Source organism: Acidovorax sp. AC410 (assembly GCF_979253235.1).
In genome coordinates, this window is the sequence record NZ_CEEDCG010000001.1 from 5,852,560 (window position 1) to 5,878,114 (window position 25,555).

The 25,555-nt window shown below is 65.8% G+C and carries 23 protein-coding genes; 11 read left to right on the top strand and 12 right to left on the bottom strand.

Going from position 1 to position 25,555, the window contains the following annotated elements:
• Positions 1 to 22 precede the first annotated feature (22 nt).
• Positions 23 to 898, bottom strand: coding sequence for an AraC family transcriptional regulator (locus tag AC0IZS_RS27165; RefSeq protein WP_471638525.1), 876 nt, complete (start codon positions 896 to 898; stop codon positions 23 to 25).
• 66 nt (positions 899 to 964) lie between these two features.
• On the opposite strand from AC0IZS_RS27165, the gene AC0IZS_RS27170 reads away from it, so the two are divergent.
• A complete protein-coding gene (locus AC0IZS_RS27170; RefSeq protein ID WP_471638526.1) occupies positions 965 to 1,828 on the top strand; it encodes an SHOCT domain-containing protein in 864 nt (287 codons plus the stop codon).
• Positions 1,829 to 1,929: 101 nt separating this feature from the next.
• A complete protein-coding gene (locus AC0IZS_RS27175) occupies positions 1,930 to 2,796 on the top strand; it encodes an SHOCT domain-containing protein (RefSeq protein ID WP_471638527.1) in 867 nt (288 codons plus the stop codon).
• 28 nt (positions 2,797 to 2,824) lie between these two features.
• Here AC0IZS_RS27175 and AC0IZS_RS27180 read toward each other — a convergent pair whose 3' ends face one another.
• From AC0IZS_RS27180 to AC0IZS_RS27220, 9 genes are all read right to left on the bottom strand, one after another.
• Positions 2,825 to 3,325, bottom strand: coding sequence for an SHOCT domain-containing protein (locus AC0IZS_RS27180; protein WP_471638528.1), 501 nt, complete (start codon positions 3,323 to 3,325; stop codon positions 2,825 to 2,827).
• Positions 3,326 to 3,434: 109 nt separating this feature from the next.
• Positions 3,435 to 4,922, bottom strand: coding sequence for a ribonuclease G (gene rng, locus AC0IZS_RS27185; protein ID WP_471638529.1), 1,488 nt, complete (start codon positions 4,920 to 4,922; stop codon positions 3,435 to 3,437).
• A 22-nt stretch (positions 4,923 to 4,944) separates the two neighbouring features.
• Positions 4,945 to 5,559 (bottom strand): Maf family protein, encoded by a 615-nt coding sequence (locus AC0IZS_RS27190; RefSeq protein WP_471638530.1) that lies wholly within the window; start codon positions 5,557 to 5,559, stop codon positions 4,945 to 4,947.
• Positions 5,560 to 5,651: 92 nt separating this feature from the next.
• Positions 5,652 to 6,119, bottom strand: coding sequence for a 23S rRNA (pseudouridine(1915)-N(3))-methyltransferase RlmH (gene rlmH, locus AC0IZS_RS27195; protein WP_471638531.1), 468 nt, complete (start codon positions 6,117 to 6,119; stop codon positions 5,652 to 5,654).
• Positions 6,120 to 6,178: 59 nt separating this feature from the next.
• On the bottom strand, positions 6,179 to 7,009 hold the full coding sequence (gene rsfS / locus AC0IZS_RS27200) for a ribosome silencing factor (protein WP_471638532.1): 831 nt from the start codon (positions 7,007 to 7,009) through the stop codon (positions 6,179 to 6,181).
• 182 nt (positions 7,010 to 7,191) lie between these two features.
• A complete protein-coding gene (hemF, locus tag AC0IZS_RS27205; RefSeq protein ID WP_471638533.1) occupies positions 7,192 to 8,151 on the bottom strand; it encodes an oxygen-dependent coproporphyrinogen oxidase in 960 nt (319 codons plus the stop codon).
• On the bottom strand, positions 8,151 to 9,431 hold the full coding sequence (gene purD / locus AC0IZS_RS27210) for a phosphoribosylamine--glycine ligase (protein ID WP_471638534.1): 1,281 nt from the start codon (positions 9,429 to 9,431) through the stop codon (positions 8,151 to 8,153). The genes hemF and purD overlap by 1 nt, the downstream gene beginning before the upstream one ends.
• Before the next feature lie 81 nt (positions 9,432 to 9,512).
• Entirely contained in the window at positions 9,513 to 10,232 is a 720-nt protein-coding gene (locus AC0IZS_RS27215; RefSeq protein ID WP_471638535.1) for a YebC/PmpR family DNA-binding transcriptional regulator, read from the bottom strand.
• A 42-nt stretch (positions 10,233 to 10,274) separates the two neighbouring features.
• Positions 10,275 to 12,908: a PDZ domain-containing protein gene (locus tag AC0IZS_RS27220; RefSeq protein ID WP_471638536.1), complete on the bottom strand. Its 2,634-nt coding sequence runs from the start codon at positions 12,906 to 12,908 to the stop codon at positions 10,275 to 10,277.
• 225 nt (positions 12,909 to 13,133) lie between these two features.
• Here AC0IZS_RS27220 and AC0IZS_RS27225 point away from each other — a divergent pair, with 225 nt between their 5' ends.
• The 4 genes from AC0IZS_RS27225 (at position 13,134) to AC0IZS_RS27240 (ending at position 17,968) form a co-directional block, all read left to right on the top strand.
• Positions 13,134 to 14,654, top strand: coding sequence for a helicase HerA-like C-terminal domain-containing protein (locus AC0IZS_RS27225; protein ID WP_471638537.1), 1,521 nt, complete (start codon positions 13,134 to 13,136; stop codon positions 14,652 to 14,654).
• An 82-nt stretch (positions 14,655 to 14,736) separates the two neighbouring features.
• Complete coding sequence (locus tag AC0IZS_RS27230; protein ID WP_471638538.1) at positions 14,737 to 15,555, top strand: glycine-rich domain-containing protein; 819 nt, start codon at positions 14,737 to 14,739, stop codon at positions 15,553 to 15,555.
• A 122-nt stretch (positions 15,556 to 15,677) separates the two neighbouring features.
• A complete protein-coding gene (locus tag AC0IZS_RS27235; RefSeq protein WP_471638539.1) occupies positions 15,678 to 17,000 on the top strand; it encodes a hemolysin family protein in 1,323 nt (440 codons plus the stop codon).
• Positions 17,001 to 17,113: 113 nt separating this feature from the next.
• Positions 17,114 to 17,968 (top strand): enoyl-CoA hydratase-related protein, encoded by an 855-nt coding sequence (locus AC0IZS_RS27240; protein WP_471638540.1) that lies wholly within the window; start codon positions 17,114 to 17,116, stop codon positions 17,966 to 17,968.
• On the opposite strand, the gene AC0IZS_RS27245 is transcribed toward AC0IZS_RS27240, so the two are convergent.
• Entirely contained in the window at positions 17,965 to 18,735 is a 771-nt protein-coding gene (locus tag AC0IZS_RS27245; RefSeq protein WP_471638541.1) for an amino acid ABC transporter permease, read from the bottom strand. The two genes, AC0IZS_RS27240 and AC0IZS_RS27245, sit on opposite strands and share 4 nt — an antisense overlap.
• A gap of 102 nt (positions 18,736 to 18,837) precedes the next feature.
• A complete protein-coding gene (locus tag AC0IZS_RS27250; RefSeq protein WP_471638542.1) occupies positions 18,838 to 19,605 on the bottom strand; it encodes a basic amino acid ABC transporter substrate-binding protein in 768 nt (255 codons plus the stop codon).
• Positions 19,606 to 19,787: 182 nt separating this feature from the next.
• Between AC0IZS_RS27250 and AC0IZS_RS27255 the strand changes: the two genes are divergently transcribed.
• The 5 genes from AC0IZS_RS27255 (at position 19,788) to AC0IZS_RS27275 (ending at position 25,539) form a co-directional block, all read left to right on the top strand.
• A complete protein-coding gene (locus tag AC0IZS_RS27255) occupies positions 19,788 to 20,762 on the top strand; it encodes a threo-3-hydroxy-L-aspartate ammonia-lyase (protein ID WP_428000535.1) in 975 nt (324 codons plus the stop codon).
• A gap of 179 nt (positions 20,763 to 20,941) precedes the next feature.
• Positions 20,942 to 21,586 (top strand): uracil phosphoribosyltransferase, encoded by a 645-nt coding sequence (upp, locus tag AC0IZS_RS27260; protein WP_428000534.1) that lies wholly within the window; start codon positions 20,942 to 20,944, stop codon positions 21,584 to 21,586.
• A gap of 318 nt (positions 21,587 to 21,904) precedes the next feature.
• Positions 21,905 to 22,915 carry a BMP family protein gene (locus tag AC0IZS_RS27265; protein WP_436217692.1) on the top strand — a complete coding sequence of 337 codons (1,011 nt, stop codon included), beginning with the start codon at positions 21,905 to 21,907 and terminating at the stop codon, positions 22,913 to 22,915.
• A gap of 99 nt (positions 22,916 to 23,014) precedes the next feature.
• Positions 23,015 to 23,962, top strand: coding sequence for a 5'-methylthioadenosine/S-adenosylhomocysteine nucleosidase (locus AC0IZS_RS27270; protein ID WP_471638543.1), 948 nt, complete (start codon positions 23,015 to 23,017; stop codon positions 23,960 to 23,962).
• 8 nt (positions 23,963 to 23,970) lie between these two features.
• The gene (locus AC0IZS_RS27275; protein ID WP_471638544.1) at positions 23,971 to 25,539 is read left to right on the top strand and encodes an ABC transporter ATP-binding protein; all 1,569 of its coding nucleotides are present in this window, start codon (positions 23,971 to 23,973) and stop codon (positions 25,537 to 25,539) included.
• Positions 25,540 to 25,555: the final 16 nt, after the last annotated feature.

A 25,555-nucleotide genomic window follows, 5' to 3' on the forward strand; every position in this document is an offset into this window, starting at 1 on the left:
CCACGGTACCGACGCCAGCGGTCTATGTCTTGGAAGAAAGCGCAATGCGGCGCTGCAGGAACTCGGTGGGCGAGAGCCCGCAAAGTGCCTGGAACTCGTTGGCCAGGTGCGCCTGGTCGTAGAAACCGCCATCGACTGCCAGCGATGCCCAATGCGGCACTGCCGGGCCGCCGCGCAGCGCGCGCAGGCAAGCATGCAGTCGCGCCAGCCGGCTCCAGGCCTTGGGGGACATGCCCACCTCGGCACCAAAAATCTGCTGCAGACGCCGCTCACCCACACCCACGGTACGGGCCACGTCCCTGGGGCGCATCCGGCCAGCCGACGCGGCCAACAACGCAGCAGCCTGCAGGGCACAGGGGTTGGCGGGAGACTCCACGCGCGCAAGACGTTGCGCCAGCGCAGCCCGCAGCACGGCCACCCGCGTCCCATCGTCCCGCTGCTCGACCATGCGTTCGCGCAATTCGGCGAAGTCCCTGCCCCACAGCGCCTCCAGCGGCACCGCCATGCCCTGCAGCTCTCCGGCCGGCACCCCGAGCAAGGCCGATGCGGCACCAGGGTGCAGCGCCACCGAGATGCTGTGCATGCGGCTGCCACCGCGCCAGCGCAGCAGCACGGGTGCTGCGGCGGCACCGATGGCCACGCTGCCCTGCGGCCCACCCGCCGGGCCTGCTGGCGTGCCATCCCCCAGATGGACCACCAGGCGCACGGCCCCATCGGGCAGCACGCGCTCGGCCACCTCGGCACCCTCCGCAAAGGTTTCACGGTACCGCAGGATCTGGGAGACATGGGGCGCCAGGCGCGCGCCCACCGAAAAGACGCGCAGCGTATCGGCAGGCACGGTGCTTTCCGGCCCGTGCACGGTGTCGCCATCGAGGCGGAGGAAGAGTCGCTCGGTCATGGTTGTGCAGGAAATGCCCGCCAACATGGGAAGGCCCTTGCGGAATCTGACGGTAGACTTGCCTGCATGAAAAAGCCCTGTCTTGCCATCGGCGCTGCCATCGTCCTAACGGCTCAATTTTCCACCGTGCATGCGACCGATTTCAAGAACGCGGTCGTAGGGCAGGTCATTGCAGATCGCACGTTGACCGCCGGAAAACTGTCGATGAAGCTCCCGAGCGGCGATTGGATTTTGGCCGCGAAGGCGCAAGTGGGTGGCGGATCACAGCCCAACATGCCTGCACCACCATTGCACCGGTTCGCAGTGGTGCAGGTGCAGGACAAGACCATCTCCACCGTCATCTCGTTCAGCGGGCCCGCTTGGAGCTATGCCGTTACCCAGTGGAACGATGAGCCTTGCAAGAACGTGACATCCTACATCGTCAAAAGCACGTTGAACCAGACCTGGGCCATGCCCGAATGCTTTGTCGTTGCCAACGTGAAGGCAGGCGCTTTTGAAGCCTTGTCAGACACCCACAGGGAGGTTGCACGCTGGGCCCACAACAACGGCTATGCGCTCCCCGTTCCCATGGTTCAGGTGCACCACACCAAGTACCACAAGGGCGATTACTTCAGGCTCAACGCGCACTTCGCGGGAGGCCCCGGCTCCGCACCTGCCGCAGAGGCCTGGGGGCGCGAGGCGGCCTCGTCGCTCACCGCCATGATCACCCGGGCCACTGCCGTGGGACAGTTGCCCGAGCTCCCAGCATTCGCGTCCCTTTCAGGCGCCACACCACCTGTCGCCGCACAACCAATGGCCAGCGGCGCGGCCGCTGCCGCCCCAGTTTCGGCCGAGGCCCGCCTGCGCCAGCTGAAGTCCTTGCTGGACAGCAAGCTGATCACCCCCGAGGAATACGAGGGCAAGCGAAAGAAGATCGTCGACGAGATGTAGTCGCCATCGAGGCGGAGGAAGGGGCGCTCAAGCATGGCCGCACAGAAATCGCCCTTCGATGCCGGGAGCCTGCCGCTGAATCTGACGGTAGACTTCTCTGCATGAAAAAGCCCTGTCTTGCCTTCGGTGCTGCCATTGTCCTGGCGGCTCATTTTTCCGCCGCGCATGCAATCGATTTCAAAAGAGCCGTTGTGGGGCAAACCATTGAAGATCGCACATTGACCATCGGCAAATTGTCGATGCAGCTTCCGAGTGGCCAGTGGTCCCTGGCTGCAAAGACTTCGGAGTTCATAGGCACGAGTACAGGCATAAACCCACAACTCCAGACACTGGTAGCTGTGCAGACGCAAGAAAAAACAGTGTCCGCGGCTGTGATCTTCAGCGCCCCCGCTTCGAGTTTGAATGTCAGCCGGTGGCCCGACGACCCATGTAAGGGCATCACATCATTCTTGGTCAAGAGCACCTTGAATCAGACTACGGACATGCCGGAGTGCTTTGTCATCGCCGCCCAGTCAGCTGGCTCTTTTCACGTTTCAACGGAAAAGCCTTTCCAAGAACTGGTGCGCTGGGCCTATGACAGCGGGCACGTATTCCCAGATCCGATGATTCGCGTGTTTTATACCAAGTACCGCTTCGGCGATTTTTTCAAATTGAATGCCTACTTTGCGGGTGGTCGGGATGCAAAATCCGCAGCAGAAGCCTGGGGGCGCGAAGCTGTCACTTCGCTCTCCGCAATGGTCACCCGATCAACTGCCCAGGGGAAATTGCCCGACCTCCCCGCATTCGCAATCGCTTCCGCTGGAGCGCAGCCAGTGCCCGCCAGTCCGCAGTCCGTTGCAGCGGGCGCCAATGCGGCACCCAACTCAGCTGAATCACGCCTGCGCCAACTGAAATCCTTGCTCGACAGCAAACTCATCACCCCCGAAGAGTACGAAGGCAAGCGAAAGAAGATCGTCGACGAGATGTAGGCAGGCAGGCTTTGGCCACCTGGTGAAGTCAAAGTCCGTCCAGGACTTTCTTGCGCTTGGCGTCGTATTCCTGCTGGGTGATCAAGCCATCGGCGTGCATGCGCCGCAGGGCTTCGAGCTGGGTTTGAACTGAGGATGGCGGACCTGCCACAGGAGCTTGTGGTGCTGGCGCCGCTTGGATGCGGGTAGCGGCAGAAGTGCCGCACCGGTTCTTGATCTGCGCGGTCTCCAGCGCCTCGATCTCGCCCTTGGCGCGTGCGACATCGGCTTCATGGTCTCCGGACATCTTGCTGAAAGGCACGCCCAGCAAGAACACACCCACGGCGTCGTTGTTGGCCTTCTGCTCCTGCATCTGCGAGTAGCGCCACAGATCGCTGCGCGCAGCCACCAGGCGGTCCCCGATTGCGGGGCACTCCAGCGCGATGAAGCGCTCATGGGAAACAAACGATGGCTGGATGCTCGCCGGTCGATTGGCACATGCGGTCAAACAGAGGGCAAGTCCCAAAATTCCTACGCGCATCGCTACCATGAAGTCCCTCCGGGAATGTTGTGTTTGAACGGTGAAAAAGCCTATGTGACCAGGATACCGACACGCCAGTGGCAGGGCGGCTGGGGTCAGGGCAGCACCCCTTTGAGTCTCACAGCAGCACGATGTCGTACTGCTCCTGCCCCATCGCGCTTTCGGACTGCAGCGAGATCGGCTTGCCGATGAAGTCCGACAGGCCCGCCAGGTGCTGGCTTTCCTCGTCGAGGAACAGCTCCACCACGCGCGCCGAGGCGACCACGCGGAACTCGCGCGGGTTGAACTGGCGCGCTTCGCGCAGGATCTCGCGCAGGATGTCGTAGCACACGCTGCGCGCGGTCTTCACGCTGCCCTTGCCCTGGCAGGCCTCGCAGGGCTCGCACAGCATGTGGGCCAGGGATTCACGGGTGCGCTTGCGCGTCATCTCCACCAGGCCCAGTTGCGAAAAGCCGCCGGCCATGGTTTTCACGCGGTCGCGCCCGAGCTGCTTCTTGAACTCGGAGAGCACGGCCTCCTGGTGGCCGCCCTGCACCATGTCGATGAAGTCCACGATGATGATGCCGCCCAGGTTGCGCAGGCGCAGCTGGCGGGCAATGGCCTGGGCGGCCTCCAGGTTGGTCTTGAAGATGGTGTCGTCGAAGTTGCGCGCGCCCACGTAGCCGCCGGTGTTCACGTCGATGGTGGTGAGCGCCTCGGTCTGGTCGACGATGAGGTAGCCGCCCGATTTGAGGTCCACGCGCCGGCCCAGGGCCTTGGCCACCTCTTCGTCGATGGAGTACAGGTCGAAGATGGGGCGCTCGCCCTTGTAGTGCTGCAGCTTGGGCGCTGCCGCGGGCATGAATTCCTGCCCGAAGGCGCGCAGGCGCTGGTACTGCTCCAGCGAATCGAGGCGGATGGTCTGCGTGTGGTCGCCCACCAGGTCGCGCAGCACGCGCTGCAGCAGGTCGAGGTCCTGGTGCAGCAGCGACATGGGCGGCAGCCGCAGCGATGCCTCCTTGATGCGTGCCCAGGTCTTGCGCAGGTAGGCGATGTCCTCGGCCAGCTCGGCATCGGTCGAATCCTCGCCATTGGTGCGCAGGATGAAGCCGCCGCCGCCGCCCGAGGCCTTGTCGCCCACCAGGGCCTGCAGGCGGGCGCGCAGCGCATCGCGCTCGGCCGAGGGGATCTTCTGCGACACGCCCACATGGTCGTCCTGCGGCAAAAACACCAGCAGGCGCCCGGCAATGCTGATCTGCGTAGACAGGCGCGCGCCCTTGGTGCCGATGGGGTCCTTAATGACCTGCACCATGAGCGACTGGCCCTCGAACACCTGCTTTTCGATGGGCACCTGCGGCTCGCCCTTGCGCGCGAATGCGGGTGGCTCGCCATCGGGCTGGCGCTGCCAGACATCGGCCACATGCAAAAAGGCGGCGCGCTCCAGGCCGATGTCGATGAAGGCCGACTGCATGCCCGGCAGCACGCGCGAGACCTTGCCCAGGTAGACGTTGCCCACCAGGCCGCGCTCCAGCGTGCGCTCGATGTGCAGCTCCTGCACGGCGCCGTGCTCCACGATGGCGACGCGTGTCTCCTGCGGCGACCAGTTGATGAGGATGTCTTGTTGCATGGTCGTCAACGCTTGTTGTTCTTCAAACAGGGAACCCGGCGGCGCGCAATAGCTGCGCCGTCTCGTACATGGGCAGGCCCATGATGCCCGAATAGCTGCCGCTCAGTTGGGGAATGAAGGCTGCGGCGCGGCCCTGCACGCCATAGGCACCGGCCTTGCCCAGGGGCTCGCCGGTGTTCACGTAGTCCTCGACCTGCTGCGGCGTGAGCGCCGCGAAGGTGACGCGCGAGACCGACAGCGCCGCCACGCGCCGAGTGCCCATCTGCAGCGCCACGGCCGTGAGCACACGGTGTGTGCGGCCGGCCAGTTCGGTCAGCATGCGCCCGGCATGCGCGGCATCGTCGGGCTTGCCGTAGATGGCGCGGCCCAGGGCCACCGTGGTGTCGGAGCACAGGATGGGGGCCTCGGGCAAGCCCCGGCGCGCGCGGCGCGCCATGGCCGCATCGAGCTTGAGCCCGGTCACGCGCTGCACGTAGGCCGTAGGCACTTCGCCGGGTCGCACCTCCTCGATGGCCTCGGCATCCTCGCCCATGTCGCCGTCCACATTGGGCACGAGCAGTTCATGGCGCACGCCCAGCTGGTCAAGCAACTGGCGGCGGCGGGGGCTTTGGGAGGCGAGGTAGATGAAGTCCGGCATGGTGGGATCAAGGATAACCAAGAACGTGCAGTAGAACCGCGAATTCCTATCATCCCTTGCTACGCTATCGGTAGCAAATCACGCCCGGGGCATCATTCCCGATGGTAGGGGTGGCCCGCATTCACGGACCAGGCACGGTACAGCTGCTCGATGAGCAGCACGCGCACCATGGCGTGCGGCAGGGTCAGGTCGGACAGGCGTATGCGCTCGTGCGCCGCCTGGCGAAAGGCCGGGTCGAGCCCGTCGGGCCCGCCGATGACCAGGGCCACGTCGTCCCCGCCCAACTGCCAGCCCTTGAGCCGCTCGGCCAGGGCCTTGGTGGTGAGGTTCGTGCCGCGCTCGTCGAGCGCCACGATGCGGGTGCCGCGCGGGATGGCGGCCTCGATGCGCTCACGCTCGGCGGCGTACAAGGTCTCCAGGGTCTTGGAGCCGCGCGGCTCGGTCTTCACTGCCTTGAGCTCGACCTTGATCTCGAACGGGAAGCGCTTGGCATAGTCGTCGTAGGCGGTCTGCGCCCAGTCGGGCACTCGCTGGCCCACGGCCACGATCAGCAGTTTCATGGCAATTCAGGCGCCAGGAGATTGTTGCGGGAGGCGGGCCGAAGCCCGACTCCATCGCCTCACTTGCGCCCGGGCGCCCTCTTGGCGGGGGCTTTGGCCGCTGGCCGTGCACCACCGCGCGAAGCGGGCTTGGCGGCCTCGGCATTGGCCTTGCTGCGCGGCACCGATGGCTTGACCACGATGGTCTTGATCGGGGCCTTGGTAGCTGCGGGCTTCTTGGCTGCAGGCGTCTTTGCCGGTGCGGCCTTGGCGGCAGCGCCGGACTTTGCGGGTGCGCGGCTCGGTGCCTTGGCGGGGGCCTTGGCTGCTGGCTTGGCCGCCGCAGGTGCGGGCCTGCCTGCCGACTTGGCGGCGGGGCGGGCTGCCGACTTGGCAGGTGCCGCCGCCTTCTTGGCCGCGGGGCGCGCCGAGGTACCGCTCTTGGCGGCCGACTTGGCATCGGACTTCGCGGCCTTCTGGGCCGACTTCTTCTCGGCCAGCTCGGTGGCGGCCGACGATACCGGCTTGGCAGCGCCGAGCTTCAGGCGCACGGGGATCTCGCCCCACAGCTCTTCCAGGCGGTAGTACTGGCGGATGGCAGGCTGCATGATGTGCGCCACGGCAGCGCCGCAATCCACGATGATCCATTCGCCGTTGTCTTCGCCTTCGATGCGCGGCTTGGAAAAACCGGCTTCCTTCACCGCATCGCGCACGCTGGCGGCCAGCGCCTTGGTCTGGCGGTTGGAGGTACCCGATGCCACGATGACCCGTTCAAACAGCGGCGAGAGATGCTCGGTGTTGAAGACCTGGATGTCTTGCGCCTTGACGTCTTCCAGGCCATCGACGATGGCGCGCTGGAGTTTGGTGACGTCTTTCTTGGCGGCGGTTTCCGATTTGGTGGAGGTGGTCATCAGGCGGTGATTTATGAGGAATGGAATCAATATAGCGCGCAACCGGGCGTGCAGCCAGTGGGCTGGGCCTCGGGTGTTGCGCGGTGGCGCTCAGGCGATAAAGGGCGTTGGAGCCCTTCGCTGCTGGCGCCAAAAGCGCGTGCAGCTATTGAAATTATAGCTTTTTGCGGACAATGGCCGTTTCAGTGCGTATCCGCGAGCCAGTCGCGCCGCACCAGGAAGCGCTCTGCCAGTGCGGCCTCGGGCGAATCGGCACCCTCCTGGCGCTGGTACGACCACGACACCAGGGGCGGCATGGACAGCAGGATGGACTCGGTGCGCCCGCCCGATTGCAGGCCGAAATGCGTGCCCCGGTCCCACACCAGGTTGAACTCCACATAACGGCCCCGGCGGTACAGCTGAAATTCACGCTCGCGTTCACCATGGGGCATGCCCTGGCGCTTCTCGACAATGGGCAGGTAGGCGGACAGGAAGGCATCGCCCACCGATTGCGTCATGGCCAGGCTCTGCTCGAAGCCCAGCTCGGAGAAGTCGTCGAAGAACACGCCGCCCACGCCGCGCTGCTCACTGCGGTGCTTGAGGAAGAAGTACTCGTCGCACCACTGCTTGAAGCGCGGGTACTTGTCATCGCCAAAGGGCGCGAGCGCATCGCGGCAGCTGCGGTGAAAATGCACCGCATCCTCTTCGAAACCGTAGTACGGCGTGAGGTCCATGCCCCCGCCGAACCAGCAGGTCGGGTGCTGGCCGGGGTGGCCTGCGGCGATCATGCGCACGTTCATGTGTACCGTGGGCACATAGGGATTGCGCGGGTGGAACACCAGCGACACGCCCATGGCCTCGAACGGCGCGCCCGCCAGCTCGGGCCGGTGCTGGGTGGCCGATGGCGGCAGCAGCGGCCCGCGCACATGCGAGAAACCGCAGCCCGCGCGCTCGAACACGCGCCCGCCTTCGAGGATGCGCGTCACACCATCGCCCTGCAGCGTCTCGCCGGGCTCCTTGCGCCAGGCATCGGCCAGGAAGCAGGCCCCGCCCTCGCCTTCCACCGCCTCCAGCGCATCGGTGATGCGCAGTTGCAGCCCCTGCAGGTAGCTGCGCACCCGCGCCACCGTGTCGGCGGCGTTCAGCGAATGGCCTGAGGACATCAGGCCTTGACAGCGCGAAAGCCGATGTCGCGGCGGTACTGGGCGCCGTCGAACTGGATGCCCCGCGCCACATCGTAGGCGCGCTGCTGTGCCTGCTTGACGCTGTCGGCCAGCACCGTCACGCACAGCACGCGGCCGCCGGTGACACTGACCACGCCGTCCTGCAGGGCCGTGCCCGCATGGAAGGCCACGGCATCGTCCGCATCGGCCGGCAGGCCGGTGATGGTGTCGCCCTTGCGCGGGTTCTCGGGGTAGCCGTGGGCGGCCATCACCACGCCCAGCGCGGTGCGGCGGTCCCATTGCAGCTCGATCTGGTCGAGCTTGCCGTCCACGCCGGCACCCAGCACGTCGGCCAGGTCGCTTTTCAGGCGCATCAGGATGGGTTGGGTCTCGGGGTCGCCCATGCGGCAGTTGAATTCGAGCGTCTTGGGCTGGCCCTTGGCGTCGATCATCAGCCCGGCATACAGGAATCCGGTGTAGGGGATGCCGTCCTTTTCCATGCCGCGGATGGTGGGCAGGATGATCTCGCGCATGGCGCGGGCATGCACGTCGGCCGTGACCACGGGCGCGGGCGAATACGCACCCATGCCGCCGGTGTTGGGACCTTCATCGCCGTCCTTGAGGCGCTTGTGGTCCTGGCTGGTGGCCAGGGCCAGCACGTTCTTGCCATCGCACAGCACGATGAAGGAGGCTTCCTCGCCTTCGAGGAAGGCCTCGATCACCACCCGGGCGCCCCCCTCGTTGTGGGTCACGCCGTACTTGTTGTCCACCAGCATGAAGTCCACGGCATCGTGGGCTTCCTTGAGCGTCATGGCCACGACCACACCCTTGCCAGCCGCCAGGCCATCGGCCTTGATGACGATGGGCGCACCCAGGCGGTCCACGAAGGCGTGGGCCGCCACCGGATCGGTGAAGGTGTCGTAGTCCGCCGTGGGGATGCCGTGGCGGCGCATGAAGGCCTTGGAGAAGGCCTTGGAGCTTTCAAGCTGCGCTGCCGCCTGCGTGGGGCCGAACACGCGCAGGCCGTGCGCGCGGAATTCATCGACCACGCCAGCGGCCAGCGGCGCCTCAGGGCCCACCACCGTCAGGCCGATCTTCTCGGCCAGCGCCCAGACGCGCAGCTCGCGCACGTCGGTGATGGCCACGTTCTCCAGCTTGGAGTTCAGGGCTGTGCCGCCGTTGCCGGGCGCCACATACACCTTCGTGACTTTGGGAGACTGGCTGAGCTTCCAGGCCATTGCGTGTTCACGGCCGCCGCCACCAATTACAAGAACCTTCATACCAGCCTATTAGAACCTGTCTGCGCGGGGTGCCGGGCACCGTTACAGAGACAGTGTTGTGAATTCAATCGTGGCAGCGTTTCAGAGCGCAGCGTTGTGGTAGATCTCCTGGGCATCGTCCAGGTCTTCCAGGATATCGAGCAATTTTTGCATCCGCACGGCGTCCTCGCCCTCCAGCTCGATGGTGTTTTCAGCGCGCATGGTGACTTCGGACACCTCGGGGGTCAGGCCGGCGGCTTCCAGCGCATTCTTCACGGCCTCGAAATCGGCCGGAGCCGTGAGCACCTCGATGGCGCCGTCCTCATCGGTCAGCACGTCCTCGGCGCCGGCTTCCAGCGCCACCTCCATGACCTTGTCCTCGTCGGTACCCGGCGCAAAGATCAGCTGGCCGCAGTGCTTGAACTGGAACACCACCGAACCCTCGGTGCCCATGCTGCCGCCGTGCTTGCTGAACGCATGGCGCACCTCGGCCACCGTGCGCACACGGTTGTCGGTCATGGTGTCGATCATGATGGCCACACCACCAATGCCATAGCCTTCGTAGCGGATTTCCTCGTAGGTCAGGCCCTCGGCGTTGCCTGTGGCCTTGTCGATGTTGTATTTGATGCGGTCGGCCGGCAGGTTGGCCGCCTTGGCCTTGTCCACCGCCAGGCGCAGGCGGGGGTTGGCAGACAGGTCCCCGCCGCCCGAACGGGCCGCCACGGTGATTTCGCGAATGATGCGGGTCCAGATCTTGCCGCGTTTTTCATCCTGCCGCCCCTTGCGGTGCTGGATATTCGCCCATTTACTGTGTCCTGCCACGGGAAGTCCTTTTTGTATTGATGGAGTCTGTTGGGAGTGATTTTACTTTTCGGCAATGGCCATCGGCGGCTTGTCGGGCAGGGTTTGCCGAAACACCCTGTGAGTCGTACGCCGACCACCCTCCCGGATGACCGCCAGGGCCACCTTCGAGCCGGCTTGTCCCTTGAGACGCAGGAGGACCTGGCGTACCGGCATTCCCTGGGTGGAAATGCCGTCCACAGCAGCGATCCTGTCGCCTGGGCGGATACCGGACAGGTCCGCAGGATAGCCGGCGATGACCTCCTGGACCACGGCATGCCCGCTTGGCGGCTGCGGCGCCAGTTGCAGCCCCACCCCCGCACCGGAGCCCACCGGGAGGCACCGAACCGACTCGTCCGAACGCCGGGGACCATCTGGCAACGACAGACCCAGGGGAGCCCACGCAGCGCCGGGGGCTGCAGCCTGCGCAGCCGGTTCCTCGGGCCTTGCCACCACGCAGGCCCCCAGGCTCCGGTAGTCAGCCCGTCCCGGGAACCGGCGCAAAGCCGCCGCCTCGTCGGGCGAGAGATCCCAAAGTTCATAGGCACGCAAGCGCAAACCCGCTCGGTGCAACTGATCCAGGTGCGGGTCCAGCCAGGCGGGATCCCATTCGGTGCATTTCCCGAGCGCAGCCCTCATCGGGCTTTCACCGGTATCGAAGTGGGTACGGGCCAAGGGCAATCCTGCCTTTGCGGCCGCAGCCACCAGGGCTCCATCACAACTGAGCACCACCGAAGCCAGAACTGCCTGCCGGCCCTCGCCGGTGAGCCGGGGTCCCGCCTTGCCGGCCCAGATCGCCTTCACCCAGTCGGGCCGGTTCAGCGAACCCAGCAACGCATGAACGAGGATCTCGGCGTTCTTCGGATCGATGGTGCTGCGATCATGCCGCAGCACATCGGGCACCCAGTCTCCGGTTCGGTATTCGTCTTTCAGCCCCCGGTACAGTGCCCCCCCAACGCCCACATCGCCATAACGCCCTCGGTAGGCAACAAGAATCTGGCGGCGCAGCGAAGATGCCTGGGTGGGAAGCTCCTGCATCAGCCGCACGACGTCGCTGCCAGCACGGTAGCGCCCGGCATCCACGGACGCCACCCGCTCGGCCAGGGGCATCTGACCCAGAGCGGCCAGATCCAGTACCAGTTGCGCACTTTCTCCAGGCGGCACCCGTGACAGATGCAAATCGATCCAGGCCTCCAGGGGCCGCCCTGCCAACATGGAGGAACAAGGCTTGGGACCCGCCCCTTCCCAGACATTGCGGCAGCGATGCTGCGCCTGATCACCCAACAATGTGTCCGGCTCCTTCCCCAGCTTCGCGGTCAGCCGCCAGCCAGATCGGAGCAGTTCCTCCAGGACACGGCCGAATTGCCCATGTTCCACGGCCCGCCATACGATTTTGGCATTGGCATGCTCTTGGGAAGGCACGGCCGCACCCAGCCCGCGCAGCGCCCAGTACATCGTGTCCCCTCGCCTGGGTCTGTCCACATGCGCTCCGAGCATGAGCGCCCATTCCATCGCCGAAAGCCCTGCAGGCCCGCGCTCGTTCAGATCGGCGCCAGCCGCCGCAAGTTGCCGAACGGCTGCCAGGTCGTCGGCAATGACCGCCTGGTTGATCCGGGTCTCACGCGGGTACTCCAGCGCCGGGATCGCGTCGATGGACCCCTCATCCATGTACTCCACGGAACGCGGAATGCGCACTCCCGCATCCGAAGCCACCCACGTCGCGCCATGGTCGTGCGAACGGAAGACACGGCCCGATGCCCAGGCCATGAGCAATATCCTCGAATCGCGCGGATGCGGCGCAATCACGCTCGGATACCAACTGTCGGGCAGCCCCTCCCCGCCGATACGCGACCAGCTCGCACCGGAATCAAAGCTATGCAACCGGGTACTGAACGGAATCGACATGGAACTGCCTACCGAGCAGTTCGCGATCAGGTATGCAGCATCGGCAGGTGACTGCACGGGCGCGCAATGGCGGCCCATGGCACTCGGGTGGGGGCCTGTCTGCCCGGCAGGCAGCGGGTTTGCAGAATGGCCCTTGGGGGAAGAAGGCCCAGGCCCCCAGACGCCGGAAGCGGACCTCAGCCACCAACCCTGGGGGGATGCCACAGCCACGCGATCCCCCGACAGGGCCTTCATGGCCCACAGCTCCTGGCCGTCAGGGAATCCTGTCGGGCCCCAGTCCTTGCCATCTTCCGATCGCCAGACCTCCACGGATGAATGTACGTAGAACGCTTCCCGCGTGACGGCCAGGTTGACCCTTGTCCGCGCAAGATCCAGATCGGGGCTGGCCTCCCACGATGTCCCGGCGTTCTGTGTCACCCACAGCCTGTCCATTCCATAGCCATAGGCGAGCCACACACCGGGCCGTGACGGATGCATGAGCAAGCGGGGAGAGGCCAATCCCTGGACATCCAGTGACCTTGGCACGATGCTCTTGTGCAACCAAGTCTCGCCACTGTCCAGCGACTCCAGGTAGTCACCAGCCCCAGGGGTCATGCCGCGCGGAACGGCAACGACCCGTCCGGGCTGGTGCGGATCGGTCACAACCCCACCCACCGCGGCGGGAGTCTTCAGCCCCACCCAGGAGGCACCACCATCGGTCGACCTAAAAACTCCGTCCCCCGCAGCAAAGACGATCTCGGGGTTGGACAGCACATACGCAATGCTGTCCAGCCGCGGCCCCTGGTGCCCAGGGCTACCAGCCTCAACTCCACCGGAGGCAAAGCTGCAAACGCTCACGACCAACAGGCCTGCCCACCTTTGCCGCACGGCATGAAAAAGCGCACTCCATTTCTGCTCGCAGATCACCATCACGGAACCTCCCCCTCTTTTGTCCTCTATGCTATCGAATCAGTACACACAACGATGCGGGAACCGACCATGGCCGAACCACTCCTGATTGCCAAGCACGACACCACCGAATGCCACCTGCTCCCGGGCCTGGCCAACCGCCATGGGCTGATCACGGGAGCCACGGGCACCGGCAAGACGGTGACACTGCAGACGCTGGCCGAGAATTTCTCGCGCATCGGCGTGCCGGTGTTCATGGCCGACGTGAAGGGCGACCTCACCGGCGCCAGCCAGCCCGGCAAGATCGGCGAGAAGCTGGCCGCCACGCTCAAGGAGCGGGGGCTGGACCTGCCCGCCCCCCTGGCCTGCCCCACCACGCTCTGGGACGTGTTCGGCGAACAGGGCCACCCGGTGCGTGCCACGGTGTCGGACATGGGGCCGCTGCTGCTCGGGCGCATGCTCAACCTCAACGAGACGCAGTTGGGCGTGCTCAACCTGGTGTTCAAGATCGCCGACGACAACGGCATGCTGCTGCTGGACCTCAAGGACCTGCGCGCCATGCTGCAGTATGTGGGAGACAACAGCAAGGAATTCACGACCGAGTACGGCAACGTGAGCGCGGCCAGCGTGGGCGCCATCCAGCGCGGGCTGCTGCAGATCGAGCAGCAGGGCGGCACGCAGTTCTTCGGCGAGCCCATGCTCGACATCCAGGACTTCATGCAGACGGTGGACGGCCACGGCGTGGTCAACATCCTGGCGGCCGACAAGCTCATGAATTCGCCGCGCCTGTATGCCACTTTCCTGTTGTGGATGCTGTCCGAGCTGTTCGAGCAGTTGCCCGAGATCGGCGACCCCGAGCAGCCCAAGCTGGTGTTCTTCTTCGACGAGGCCCACCTCTTGTTCAACGAAGCGCCCAAGGTGCTGGTCGAGCGCATCGAACTGGTGGTGCGCCTGGTGCGCTCCAAGGGCGTGGGTGTGTATTTCGTGACGCAGAACCCGCTGGACATCCCCGACAGCGTGCTGGCCCAACTGGGCAACCGCGTGCAGCATGCGCTGCGCGCCTTCACGCCGCGCGACCAGAAGGCCGTAAAGGCCACGGCCACCACCATGCGGCAAAAGCCGGGCCTGGACATCGAGACCGCCATCACCGAACTGGCCGTGGGCGAGGCACTGATCAGTTTTCTCGACGCCAAGGGCCGTCCGAGCGTGACCGAGCGCGTGTTTGTGCTGCCCCCGGGCAGCCAGCTCGGCCCCATCACGCCGCAGCAGCGCCAGGCGCTGATGGCCAGTTCGCTCGTGGCGGGGGTGTACGAAAAGGTGGTGGACCGCGAATCGGCCTATGAAAAGCTCAAGGGCCGCACGGCCGATGCCGGCACCGCCCAGGCCCCTGCCGGCAAGGGCGGCGCCGTGGCAGCGCCCGCCGACGAAGGCGGCGGCCTGCTGGGCGGCCTGAACGACGTGCTGTTCGGCTCCACCGGCCCGCGCGGCGGCAAGCGCGATGGCCTGGCGCAGACCATGGCCAAGTCGGCCGTGCGCACCATGGGCACCTCGCTGGGCAAGGAAATCCTGCGTGGCGTGCTGGGCAGCGTCTTCGGCGGCAGGAAGCGGTGAGCACACTCTAAAAATAGTCACATCAGCTCCCCGAAAAAGAGGTACAACCCCGGAAAACAGACACATAACAAAGGGGGAAACGATGGGCAAGATCGACAGGCTGCTGGTGCGCTACGGCGGCAACGTGGTGCAACTGGCCATCGCCCTCTGGGCCCTGGCATGCGTGGCCGCCTTCATGGGGCTGCTGCGGCCCAACTGGCGTTGGGCCATCTACCTGGTGTGTACCGTGGCGGTCACCGCCATCGTCGTGCAGTGGACGCGCACGGTGCGCGAGCGCTACATCCGCGAGGCGCGCCTGCCCGCGTATTTGAAGCGCAAGCTGCGCGAGACCTACCCGCACCTCAGCCAAAAAGACTGCGAACTGGTGGAGCGCGGGCTGCGCCAGTTTTTCATGGCCTGCATGCGCAGCCGCAAGCAGTTCGTGGCCATGCCTTCGAAGGCCGTGGATGCGCTCTGGCACGACTTCATCCTGCACACCCAGGCCTACAAGACCTGGTGCCACAACGCGCTGGGCTTCTTTTTGCACCACACCCCTGCCGAAGCCCTGGGCACCAAGGCCAAGAACAACGACGGCCTGCGCCGCGCATGGTTCTGGGCCTGCAAGGACGAGGCCATCAACCCCAAGGCACCGAGCCGGCTGCCGCTGCTGTTTGCGCTGGACGCCAAGATGGCGATTGCCGGCGGCTTCACCTACCTGCCCGACTGCAGCAGCATTTTGGCCAAGAACGCTGCGGGCGGCGATGGCAGCGGCACCTACTGCGGCACCAGCTTTTCCGATGGCAGCCACAGCGGCAGCTCGGACGATTTTGGCGGAGCCGACCATTCCAGCAGCAGCAGCGACGGCGGGAGCGATGGGGGCAGTTGCGGCGGTGGTGGCTGCGGCGGTGGTGGGGGCGACTGAGAACGCCATGACGGAAAACTGACGGCGCCTGCCGGCTGGATAACCGTTGCCGACCACGGCAATAACCACACCCCTACAATGGACAGCTTCTGAACTTCAAGGGGACCGTGTGTCCCCTGTCTATGGAAATCGCAATACTGTTCGCCCTCATCCTTTTGAACGGGCTGTTCGCCATGTCAGAGATCGCTCTGGTCACTGCACGCAAGGCACGGCTGCAAAAGCTGATTGATGAGGGCGATAGCGGCGCTGCCGCCGCCGTGAAGCTGGGCGAAGACCCCACCCGCTTTCTCTCCACCATCCAGATCGGCATCACCTCGATCGGCGTGCTCAACGGTATCGTGGGCGAGGCCGCCCTGGCAGCCCCGCTGGCCACCTGGCTGGCGGCCATGGGCGTGCCCGCCCCCTATGGTGGCTATGCCGCCACGGGCCTGGTGGTGGTGCTGATCACCTACTTCTCCATCGTCGTGGGCGAACTGGTGCCCAAGCGCATTGGCCAGTCGCACCCCGAGACCTTTGCGCGCCTGGTCTCGCGACCCATCAACTTCCTGGCGGTGGCGACCAAGCCCTTCGTCATCCTGCTGTCCACCTCCACGCGCACACTGCTGCGCCTGCTGGGTGTCAAGGAGACCAGCGGCAGCCCGGTGACCGAAGAGGAGATCCACGCCATGCTGGTCGAAGGCACGACGGCCGGTGTGATCGAATCGCACGAGCACACCATGGTGCGCAACGTGTTCCGCCTGGACGACCGCCAGATCGGCTCGCTCATGGTGCCGCGCGGCGACGTGGTCTGCCTGGACCTGGACCTGTCCTTCGAAGAAAACCTGCAGCGCATCGAGGAGTCGGACCACGCCCGCTTCCCCGTGGTGCGCGGCGGCATGGACAACATCCGTGGCGTGCTCAACGCGCGCCAGTGGCTCTCGCGCACCATCCGCGACAAGGCACACGGCCTGACCGACCAGCCGCTGCAGACGGCGCTGTACGTGCCCGAGACCATCACCGGCATGGAGCTGCTGGACAACTTCCGTCTGTCGGACGTACACATGGCCTTCGTGATCGACGAGTACGGCGAGGTGCAGGGCATCGTCACGCTGCAGGACCTGATCGAGGCGATCACCGGCGAGTTCCAGCCGCGCGACCCCGAGACCTCGTGGGCGCTGCAGCGTGAAGATGGCAGCTGGCTGCTGGACGGCCACATCCCCGTGCCCGAGCTCAAGGACCGGCTGAACCTGGACGCCGTGCCCGAGGAAGAGCGCGGCCGCTACCACACCCTGAGCGGCATGATCATGCTGCTCACCGGCCGCCTGCCCAAAGTGACCGACACAGTGGAGTGGGAGGGCTGGAAGCTTGAGGTGGTGGACATGGACGGCAAGACCATCGACAAGATCCTGGCCAGCCGCCTGCCCGTGCCCGAGATCGCCGACGCCACCGAAACCACGGACGGCTGACCCCGCCCTGCCCCCCTCTGCCACAGCGCAGATAGGGGCAAACCCGCACCCACCCATCCACAGTCGCACACGCGACCTTGACGGCGCGGGCGCGGGGCCTACAGTGTTCGCCCATGAACACTGCTGCTCCCACCCTTACCTGCTTCTCCCTGACCACCGCCGGCCATGTGGCCCACCTGGTGATGAACCGGCCCGAGGCCATGAACACCATGCACCCCACCTTCTGGCGCGAGCTGGATGCGGTGCTGGTGCATCTGCACCAGGCTGGCGAGGCGCGCGCGCTGGTCATCAGCAGCACCGGAAGGCACTTCAGCGCGGGCATGGCGCTCGAGACCTTCGGCGGCGCCATCACCATGGACGACCAGAGCCCCGAAGGCCGCGCCGCCATCTTCGACCTGCTGACCGACATGCAGCACACCTTCACCCGCCTGGAGGAACTGCGCATCCCGGTGATCATGGCCATCCATGGCGGCTGCATCGGTGGCGCGGTGGACATGGTGACGGCGGCCTGCATCCGCTACGCCACGGCCGACGCCTTCTTCTGCATCCAGGAGATCAACATCGGCATGGTGGCCGATGTGGGCACCCTGCAGCGCCTGCCCAAGCTGGTGCCCATGGGCGTGGTCAAGGAGCTGGCCTACACCGGCCGGCGCATGCCCGCCCAGAAAGCGCTGGGCTACGGCCTGGTCAACGAGGTCTTCGACACGCAGGAGGGCATGCTGGCTGCTGCCCTGCAGTGCGCCCAGGAGATCGCCAGCAAGCCGCCCGTGGCCATCTGGGGCACCAAGCAGGCCGTGAACTATGCGCGCGACCACTCGGTGGAAGACAGCCTGCGCCAGATGGGCTGGCTGCAGGGCGCGATCTGGAGCAACCGCCACGTGCAGGAGTCGGTCACGGCGATGAAGCAAAAGCGCGCGGGCGACTTCCCTGCCCTCACCCCCCTGCAGCGGTTTTCAGAGCTGGGCTAACTGCGCTCGCTGCGCGCCATGTGGTGCTCCAGCCGGCGCAGCAAGGTGGTCAGCGCCAGCGTCATGCACCAGTAGGCCAGCGAGATGGCCAGGTACGGCTCCCAGTAGCGCGCATAGGCGCCGGCCACGGTGCGCGCGGCGTAGGCCATCTCGGCCAGGCCGATGGCCGAGACCAGCGAGGTGTCCTTGAGCAGCGCGATCATGTTGTTGCCCAGCGGCGGCAGCATGCGACGAAGGGCCTGGGGCAGCACCACGTAACGCAGCACCTGCAGGGGTGTGAGCCCCAGCGAGCGCCCGGCGTCGGACTGGCCGCGCGAGATGGACTGGATGCCTGCGCGGAACACCTCCGAGATGTAGGCGGCAGAATTCAGCGTGAGCGCCGCGATGCCCGAGATCAGCGCGCCATGCTCCTGCTTGAGGGTGCGCGCCAGGTCGCCGTCCACCAGCAGGCCCGACACCGGGTGGATGAACAGCGGCATCACCGCAAAATGCATGAGCAAAATCTGCACGAACAGCGGTGTGCCGCGAAAGAAGCTCACATACACCGTGGACGGCCAGCGCAGCAGAAAGCGGCACACCCAGTTCCACGGCGCATGGCGCGCCTGCGCCAGCCGGGCCAGGGCCAGCACCAGGCCCCAGCTGCCGCCCATCAGCACACAGACCACCGTCATGCACAGGGTCATCCACGCGCCCTTGAAGAACAGCTCGCGGTACTCCACCAGGATGTCTGGCCGGAACCAGCCAAACCACAATTCGGGTTGTTCCATGCGTTTTCTCCCCTCTTTCACGGCCACTCACGCAGCCACCCGTCGGAAAACAAAAAAGCGGCCGCATGGCGGCCGCTGCAAGTGACTCCATCGAAACCCGGCTCAGCGGCCTTTGTATTCTTTTGCGAACCACTTCTTGTAGATCTCGCCATAGCTGCCATCGGCGCGCACGGCAGCCAGGCCGGCGTTGAGTTTGTCCTGCAGGGCCTTGTCGCCCTTCTTGACGACGATGCCGAAGCCTTCTTCGGGGAAGGATGGGTCTTCCACCGTCTTGAGCGCCGCATTCTGGCTCACGCGGTAGGCAATCACGCCGTTGTCGCCGATGGCCGCATCCACACCGCCGCCAGCCAGTTCGGAGATGATGAGCGGCGTGCTCTCGAAGCGGCGGATGTTGGCACTGGTCTTGCCGAATTCGCGCGAGGCCACGTCGTCGGCCGTGGAGGCATTCACCACGGCGATCTTCTTGCCCGCCAGGTCCTTGAGCGAGGCCACGGTGCTGCCCTTGGCGACAGCGATGAGCTGGTGGGCCGCGAAGTACGGGGCCGAGAAGTCATAGCTCTGGCGGCGCTTGTCGTTGATGGTCACGCCCGAGATCACCAGGTCCACGTCGCCATTGTTGAGCGCCGCAAAGATACCGCTCCAGGGCGTGTTCACGACCTTGATCTTGAGGTTCTGGTGCTTGGCGATGGCGTTGATGATGTCGATGTCGAAGCCGACGATCTGCTTGTCCTTGTTCTCGAACGCGAACGGCGCATAGGTCGCGCTGGAGGCCACGGTGAGCTCGCGGGTCTGTGCCTGGGCGGCCAGGGAAACGCCGAACGAGGCGGCCAGGCCGAGGCCCAGGGTGGCAATACGGCGGGAAATGGACATGGTGGGCTCTTGGGGAAAGTCGGGAAAAAGGGCAGTATATCCATGCCCCAGGGACACAGGCATCAATATTCATAGCGGGGCATGCCCTGTTTCTGGGCCTTGCGCGCCCCCTGTGGCCAAAAGTCAGGCAGTTTTATGATGGATGGAATAGTTGAGCCCGTTCATCCCCGAAAGATTCCACTATGAGCAACGCCAGCCTTGCCCCGCCCACCTACGCGGATGTTGTTTCTGCCGCACAGCGGCTCGCTGGCGTGGCCCACCGCACGCACGTGCTGCGCTCCAACATGGCCGACGCGCTGCTGGGCACGCAGGTGTTCTTCAAGTGCGAAAACCAGCAGCGCACGGGTTCGTTCAAGTTCCGCGGGGCCTACAACACCCTCTCGCAGTTCAGCGACGAACAGCGCAAGCGCGGCGTGCTGGCCTTCTCGGCCGGCAACCATGCGCAGGCCATCGCGCTGTCGGCCCGGCTGCTGGACATGCCAGCCCTGATCGTGATGCCCGAGGACGCACCCACCACCAAGATGGCCGCCACGCGCGAGTACGGCGCCCAGGTCGTCACCTACGACCGCTACACCGAGGACCGCGAGGCCATCAGCCAGAGGCTGGCCCAGGAGCGCGGCATGACGCTGGTGCCGCCCTTCGATCACCCGCACGTGATCGCCGGCGAGGGCACTGCCGCCAAGGAATTCCTGGAGGAGATACCCGACCTCGATTACCTTTTCGTCTGCGTGGGCGGCGGCGGCCTGCTGGCCGGCAGCCTGCTGGCGAGCGAGGCCCTGGCGCCGCGCTGCCGCGTGGTGGGCGTGGAGCCCGAGGCCGGCAACGACGGCCAGCAATCGCTGCGCAGCGGACAGCTGGTGCAGATCCCCACGCCGCACACGATTGCCGATGGCGCACAGGCCCGCTCGCTCGGGCAGATCCCCTTTCCCATCATCCAGCGCCTCGCGGAAGACATCGTCACCGCCACCGACGAGCAACTGGTCGAGGCCATGCGCTTCTTTGCCGAGCGCATGAAGCTGGTGGTGGAACCCACGGGCGCGCTGGCCTTTGCCGGCGCACGGCATGGCAGCGTGGACGTGCATGGCGCAAAGGTCGGCATCCTCATCAGCGGGGGCAACGTGGACATGGCAAGGTACGCGCGCTTTCTGGCGGATTGATTCCCCCCGAAGCGACTGCGTCGCCTCCCCCTCAAGGGGGCGACCCCAGTGGCCCGGCAAAGCCGGATCCACGGGGTCCCTGGCATGTGGCCTTGCCAGTTTCCACGCCCGGAGGCCCGAAGGGGCGTCAAAATACCACCACCTCTATTCATTCACATCCGCATAACAAAGGCCGCGCCATGAGCACCGCTACCAACAGCAACGTCACCGTCATCAAGCACCCCCTCGTCCAGCACAAGCTCACGCTGATGCGCAAGAAGGACGCCAGCACCAACAGCTTTCGCCGCCTGCTGGGCGAGCTGAGCACGCTCATGGCCTACGAGGTCACGCGCGACATGCCGCTGCAGGACATCGAGATCGAAACCCCGCTGGAGACCATGACCGGTCAGGTGATCGACGGCAAGAAGCTGGTGCTGGTCTCCATCCTGCGCGCGGGCAACGGTTTCCTCGACGGCATGCTCACTGTGGTGCCTGGCGCGCGCGTGGGCCACATCGGCCTGTACCGTGACCCGGCCACGCTGCAGCCGGTGGAGTACTACTTCAAGATGCCGTCCGAGATGGACGAGCGCGACATCATCGTGGTCGACCCCATGCTGGCCACCGGCAACTCGGCCGCCGCCTGCGTCGACCGGCTCAAGAAGCTCAACCCCCGCTCCATCAAGTTCGTGTGCCTGCTGGCCGCCCCCGAAGGCGTTGCCACGCTGCAGAAGGCGCACCCGGACGTGCCGATCTTCACCGCCGCCATCGACCGCGAGCTCAACGACCATGGCTACATTCTGCCGGGCCTGGGCGATGCCGGCGACCGCATTTTTGGCACCAAGTAAGAGCAGCCAACAAAACTCTTCTGGCGTCGTTGCTGAGCCTTGTCGTACTAACGTACTGCCTGCGGCTCAGCGCCTAGCCAGAACCGCTTCGCTGAGCTTTGTTAGCCGCTCTGGACACAGGGCTAATCCCAGAAGCCGCTGCAGAGATGTCTTTCCCGCGGCGGCTTTTTTACGCCCCAAGCCGGTGCGAATTTTTACCAACTGGTGGCTTTCTTCTGGCAGACTCCATGCCAGCGCCTGCCATCCATTGGCGCACAAATTGCTTGAGACAACGCCAGATCCGATCGCCCATCCTCCATCCGAAGAAGGAATCACCCCATGACCTCACGCCGCATCTTCACCGGCCACCTGTTCTCCACCTCGCTGGCGCTGTCGGCCATGATCGGGCTGGCGCCCGGCGCGGCCATGGCGCAGGCCAAGACCAAGGTGGCGGCGATCTACACGGTGCCCTATGAGCAGCAGTGGGTGAGCCGCATCCACAAGGCGCTCAAGGCGGCCGAGGCGCGCGGCGAGATCGAATACAAGTCCAGCGAGAACGTGACCAACGCCGACTACGAGCGCGTGATGCGCGAGTACGCCACCGGCGGCAACCAGCTCATCGTGGGCGAGGCCTTCGCGGTGGAAGCCGCCGCCCGCAAGGTGGCCAAGGATTTCCCCAAGACGTCCTTCCTGCTCGGCTCCTCGGGCAAGCCGCAGGCGCCCAATTTCAGCGTGTTCGACAACTACATCCAGGAGCCGGCCTACCTGTCGGGCATGGTGGCCGGCGGCATGACCAAGAGCAACAAGATCGGCATGGTGGGAGGTTTCCCCATCCCCGAGGTGAACCGCCTGATGCACGCCTTCATGGCCGGCGCCAAGGAAGTGAACCCAAAGGTGGAGTTCACCATCAGCTTCATCAACAGCTGGTTCGACCCACCAAAGGCCAAGGAAGCCACCTTCGCCATGATCGACAAGGGCGCCGACGTGCTGTACGCCGAGCGCTTCGGCGTGAGCGATGCCGCCAAGGAAAAGGGCAAGCTGGCCATTGGCAATGTGATCAACACGCAGGACAAGTACCCCGACACGGTGGTCGCTTCGGCCCTGTGGCACATGGAGCCCAGCATCGACCGCGCGCTCAAGCTGGTCAAGGAAGGCAAGTTCACACCCGAGGACTACGGCCCGTACTCGATGATGAAGCACAAGGGCTCGGAGCTCGCGCCCCTGGGCACCTTCGAGAAGAAGGTGCCGGCCGACATCGTGGCCAAGGTCAAGGCCAAGGAAGCCGACATCCTGGCCGGCAAGTTCACCGTGAAGGTGGACGACAGCCAGCCCAAGTCCACGGCCAAGTAAGAAGTTGCGGGTGCCATGGCACCCCCACCATCATCCGGGCCACCACCTCACCGCGGTGGCCCTTTTCATTGGCGCCTGCCTTGCCTTCATCTGCTGCCCATGACCCTCACCGCCCTGCTCCCCCGTATCGCCCAACTGCTCGGAACCCTGGCCCTGGCAGGTGCGCTGGCGGGCTGTTCCGCCATCCCCGCAGCCCAGGGCACGCGCCTTGACAGCACACCACGCATTGCCGTGATCTCAGCCTTCGCGCCCGAACTCACCGTGCTGCTGCCCCAAGTGCAGCAGCCGGTCAAGCACAGCGTCAACGGCGTGGAGTTCACCACCGGCACGCTGCAGGGCAAGCCCGTGGTGGTGTTCCTCTCGGGTATCAGCATGACCAATGCGGCCATGAACACGCAACTGGTGCTGGACCGTTTCAACGTCAGCCACATCGTCTTTTCCGGCATTGCCGGCGGCGTGAACCCGGGCCTGCACATCGGCGACGTGACCGTGCCCGCGCGCTGGGGCCAGTACCTGGAATGGCTGATGGCGCGCGAAGACCAGCCGGGCAAGTACACGGCCCCGGGCTGGATGCAGGCCGAGCTCACCCTGCCCGCCTTCGGCATGATGCACCCGCGCCCGGTGGAGGTGCGCTCGGCTGCCAACCCAAAGGTCACGCAGAAATTCTGGTTCGAGGCCGACCCGCGCATGCTGGCCGTGGCCAATGGCCTGGGCGCCGTGCCGCTGGAACACTGCCACGCCAGCCACTGCCTGAAGGAGCGCCCACGCATGGTGGTGGGCGGCAACGGCGTGTCGGGCCAGGCCTTCGTGGACAACAAGGCCTTCCGCGAATACGCGTTCAAGACCTTCGAGGCCAATGTGCTCGACATGGAGACCGCCGCCACCGCCATGGTGGCGCACAGCAACGGCGTGCCCTACATCGCCTTCCGCTCGCTGAGCGACCTGGCGGGCGGCGGCGACGGCGCCAACGAGATGGACACCTTCATGCACCTGGCGGCCGCCAACTCGGCCAAGGTGTTGCAGGCATTTCTCGCAGCTTGGAAGTAGCACTGTCCATGGAGCCTGCTGACACCGTCCTGCGCCTCACCGGCATCACCAAGCGCTTCGGCAAGCTGGTGGCCAATGATGGTATCGGCCTCACGCTGGCGCGCGGCGAGGTGCTGGCCCTGCTGGGCGAGAACGGCGCGGGCAAGTCCACGCTGATGTCCATCCTGTTCGGGCACTATGTGGCCGACGAGGGCCACATCGAGGTTTTCGGCCAGCCCCTGCCCCCGGGCCAGCCGCGCGCGGCGCTGGCCGCCGGCATCGGCATGGTGCACCAGCACTTCACGCTGGCCGACAACCTCACCGTGCTGGACAACGTGCTGCTGGGCAGCGAGCCGCTGTGGCAGCCGTTCTCGCGCCGCGGCGCCGCGCGCGAGAAGCTGCTGGCCGTGTCCGCCCGGTTCGGCCTGCCGGTGCAACCCGAGGCGCGCGTGGGCAGCCTCTCGGTGGGCGAGCGCCAGCGGGTCGAGATCCTCAAGGCCCTGTACCGGGGCGCGCGCATCCTCATCCTGGACGAGCCCACCGCCGTGCTCACCCCGCAGGAGAGCGAGGCCCTGTTCGCCACCCTGTCGCAGATGGTGGCCCAGGGCCTGTCCATCATCTTCATCAGCCACAAGCTCGCTGAGGTGCTGCGCGTGTCGCACCGCGTGGCCGTGCTGCGCCAGGGCCGGCTGGTGGCCGAGGCACCCGCACAGGGCACCACGCAAGGGCAGCTGGCCCAGTGGATGGTGGGCCATGCCATCGAGGCCAGCGAACGCAGGCCCGCCAAAAGCGTGGGCGCGCCGGTATGCACACTGGCTGATGTATCCACCGCTCCCACCGGGCGCGACCGACTGCAGGGCGTATCGCTCACCCTGAACGCAGGCGAGATCGTCGCCATCGCCGGTGTCTCGGGCAATGGCCAGGTGGCGCTGGCCGACCTGCTGTGCGGCGTGCGCGCCGCCACGGCCGGCCAGGTCACGCTGCTCGGCGTGCCGCTGCAGGCCCGGCCGGCCTGGGTGGTGAACCAGGGCGTGGCCCGCATCCCCGAGGACCGCCATGCCGTGGGCGTGGTGGGCGACCTGCCGGTGTGGGAGAACGCCGTGTCCGAGCGCCTGCGCAGCCACTGGTTCGCCCACCCGTGGTTCCGCGGTTTCTGGGTCAAGCGCGGCGCTGCGCGCCAGCACGCCCAGCGCGTGGCCGAGACCTTCGACGTGCGCGGTGGCGGGCCCGACACCCCGGCCCGCGCGCTCTCGGGCGGCAACATGCAAAAACTCATCCTGGGCCGCGCCCTGCTGCCGCCCTACGACGCCACCCAAAGCGCCCCTGCGCCGCGCCTCATCGTGGCCCACCAGCCCACCTGGGGCCTGGACATCGGCGCCGTCACCTTCGTGCAGCAGCAGCTCATCAACGCGCGCGACGGCGGTGCCGCCGTGCTGCTGATCTCGGACGACCTCGACGAAGTGCTGGCACTGGGTGACCGCGTGGCGGTGATGCACGAGGGGCATCTCACCCCCACCCAGCCTGCACAGGCCTGGAGCCGCGAAGCGATAGGCCTGGCCATGGCAGGGGCTGCGAAAAATGCGGAGGGCGCCCCATGAGCGCGCAGCTGCCGAT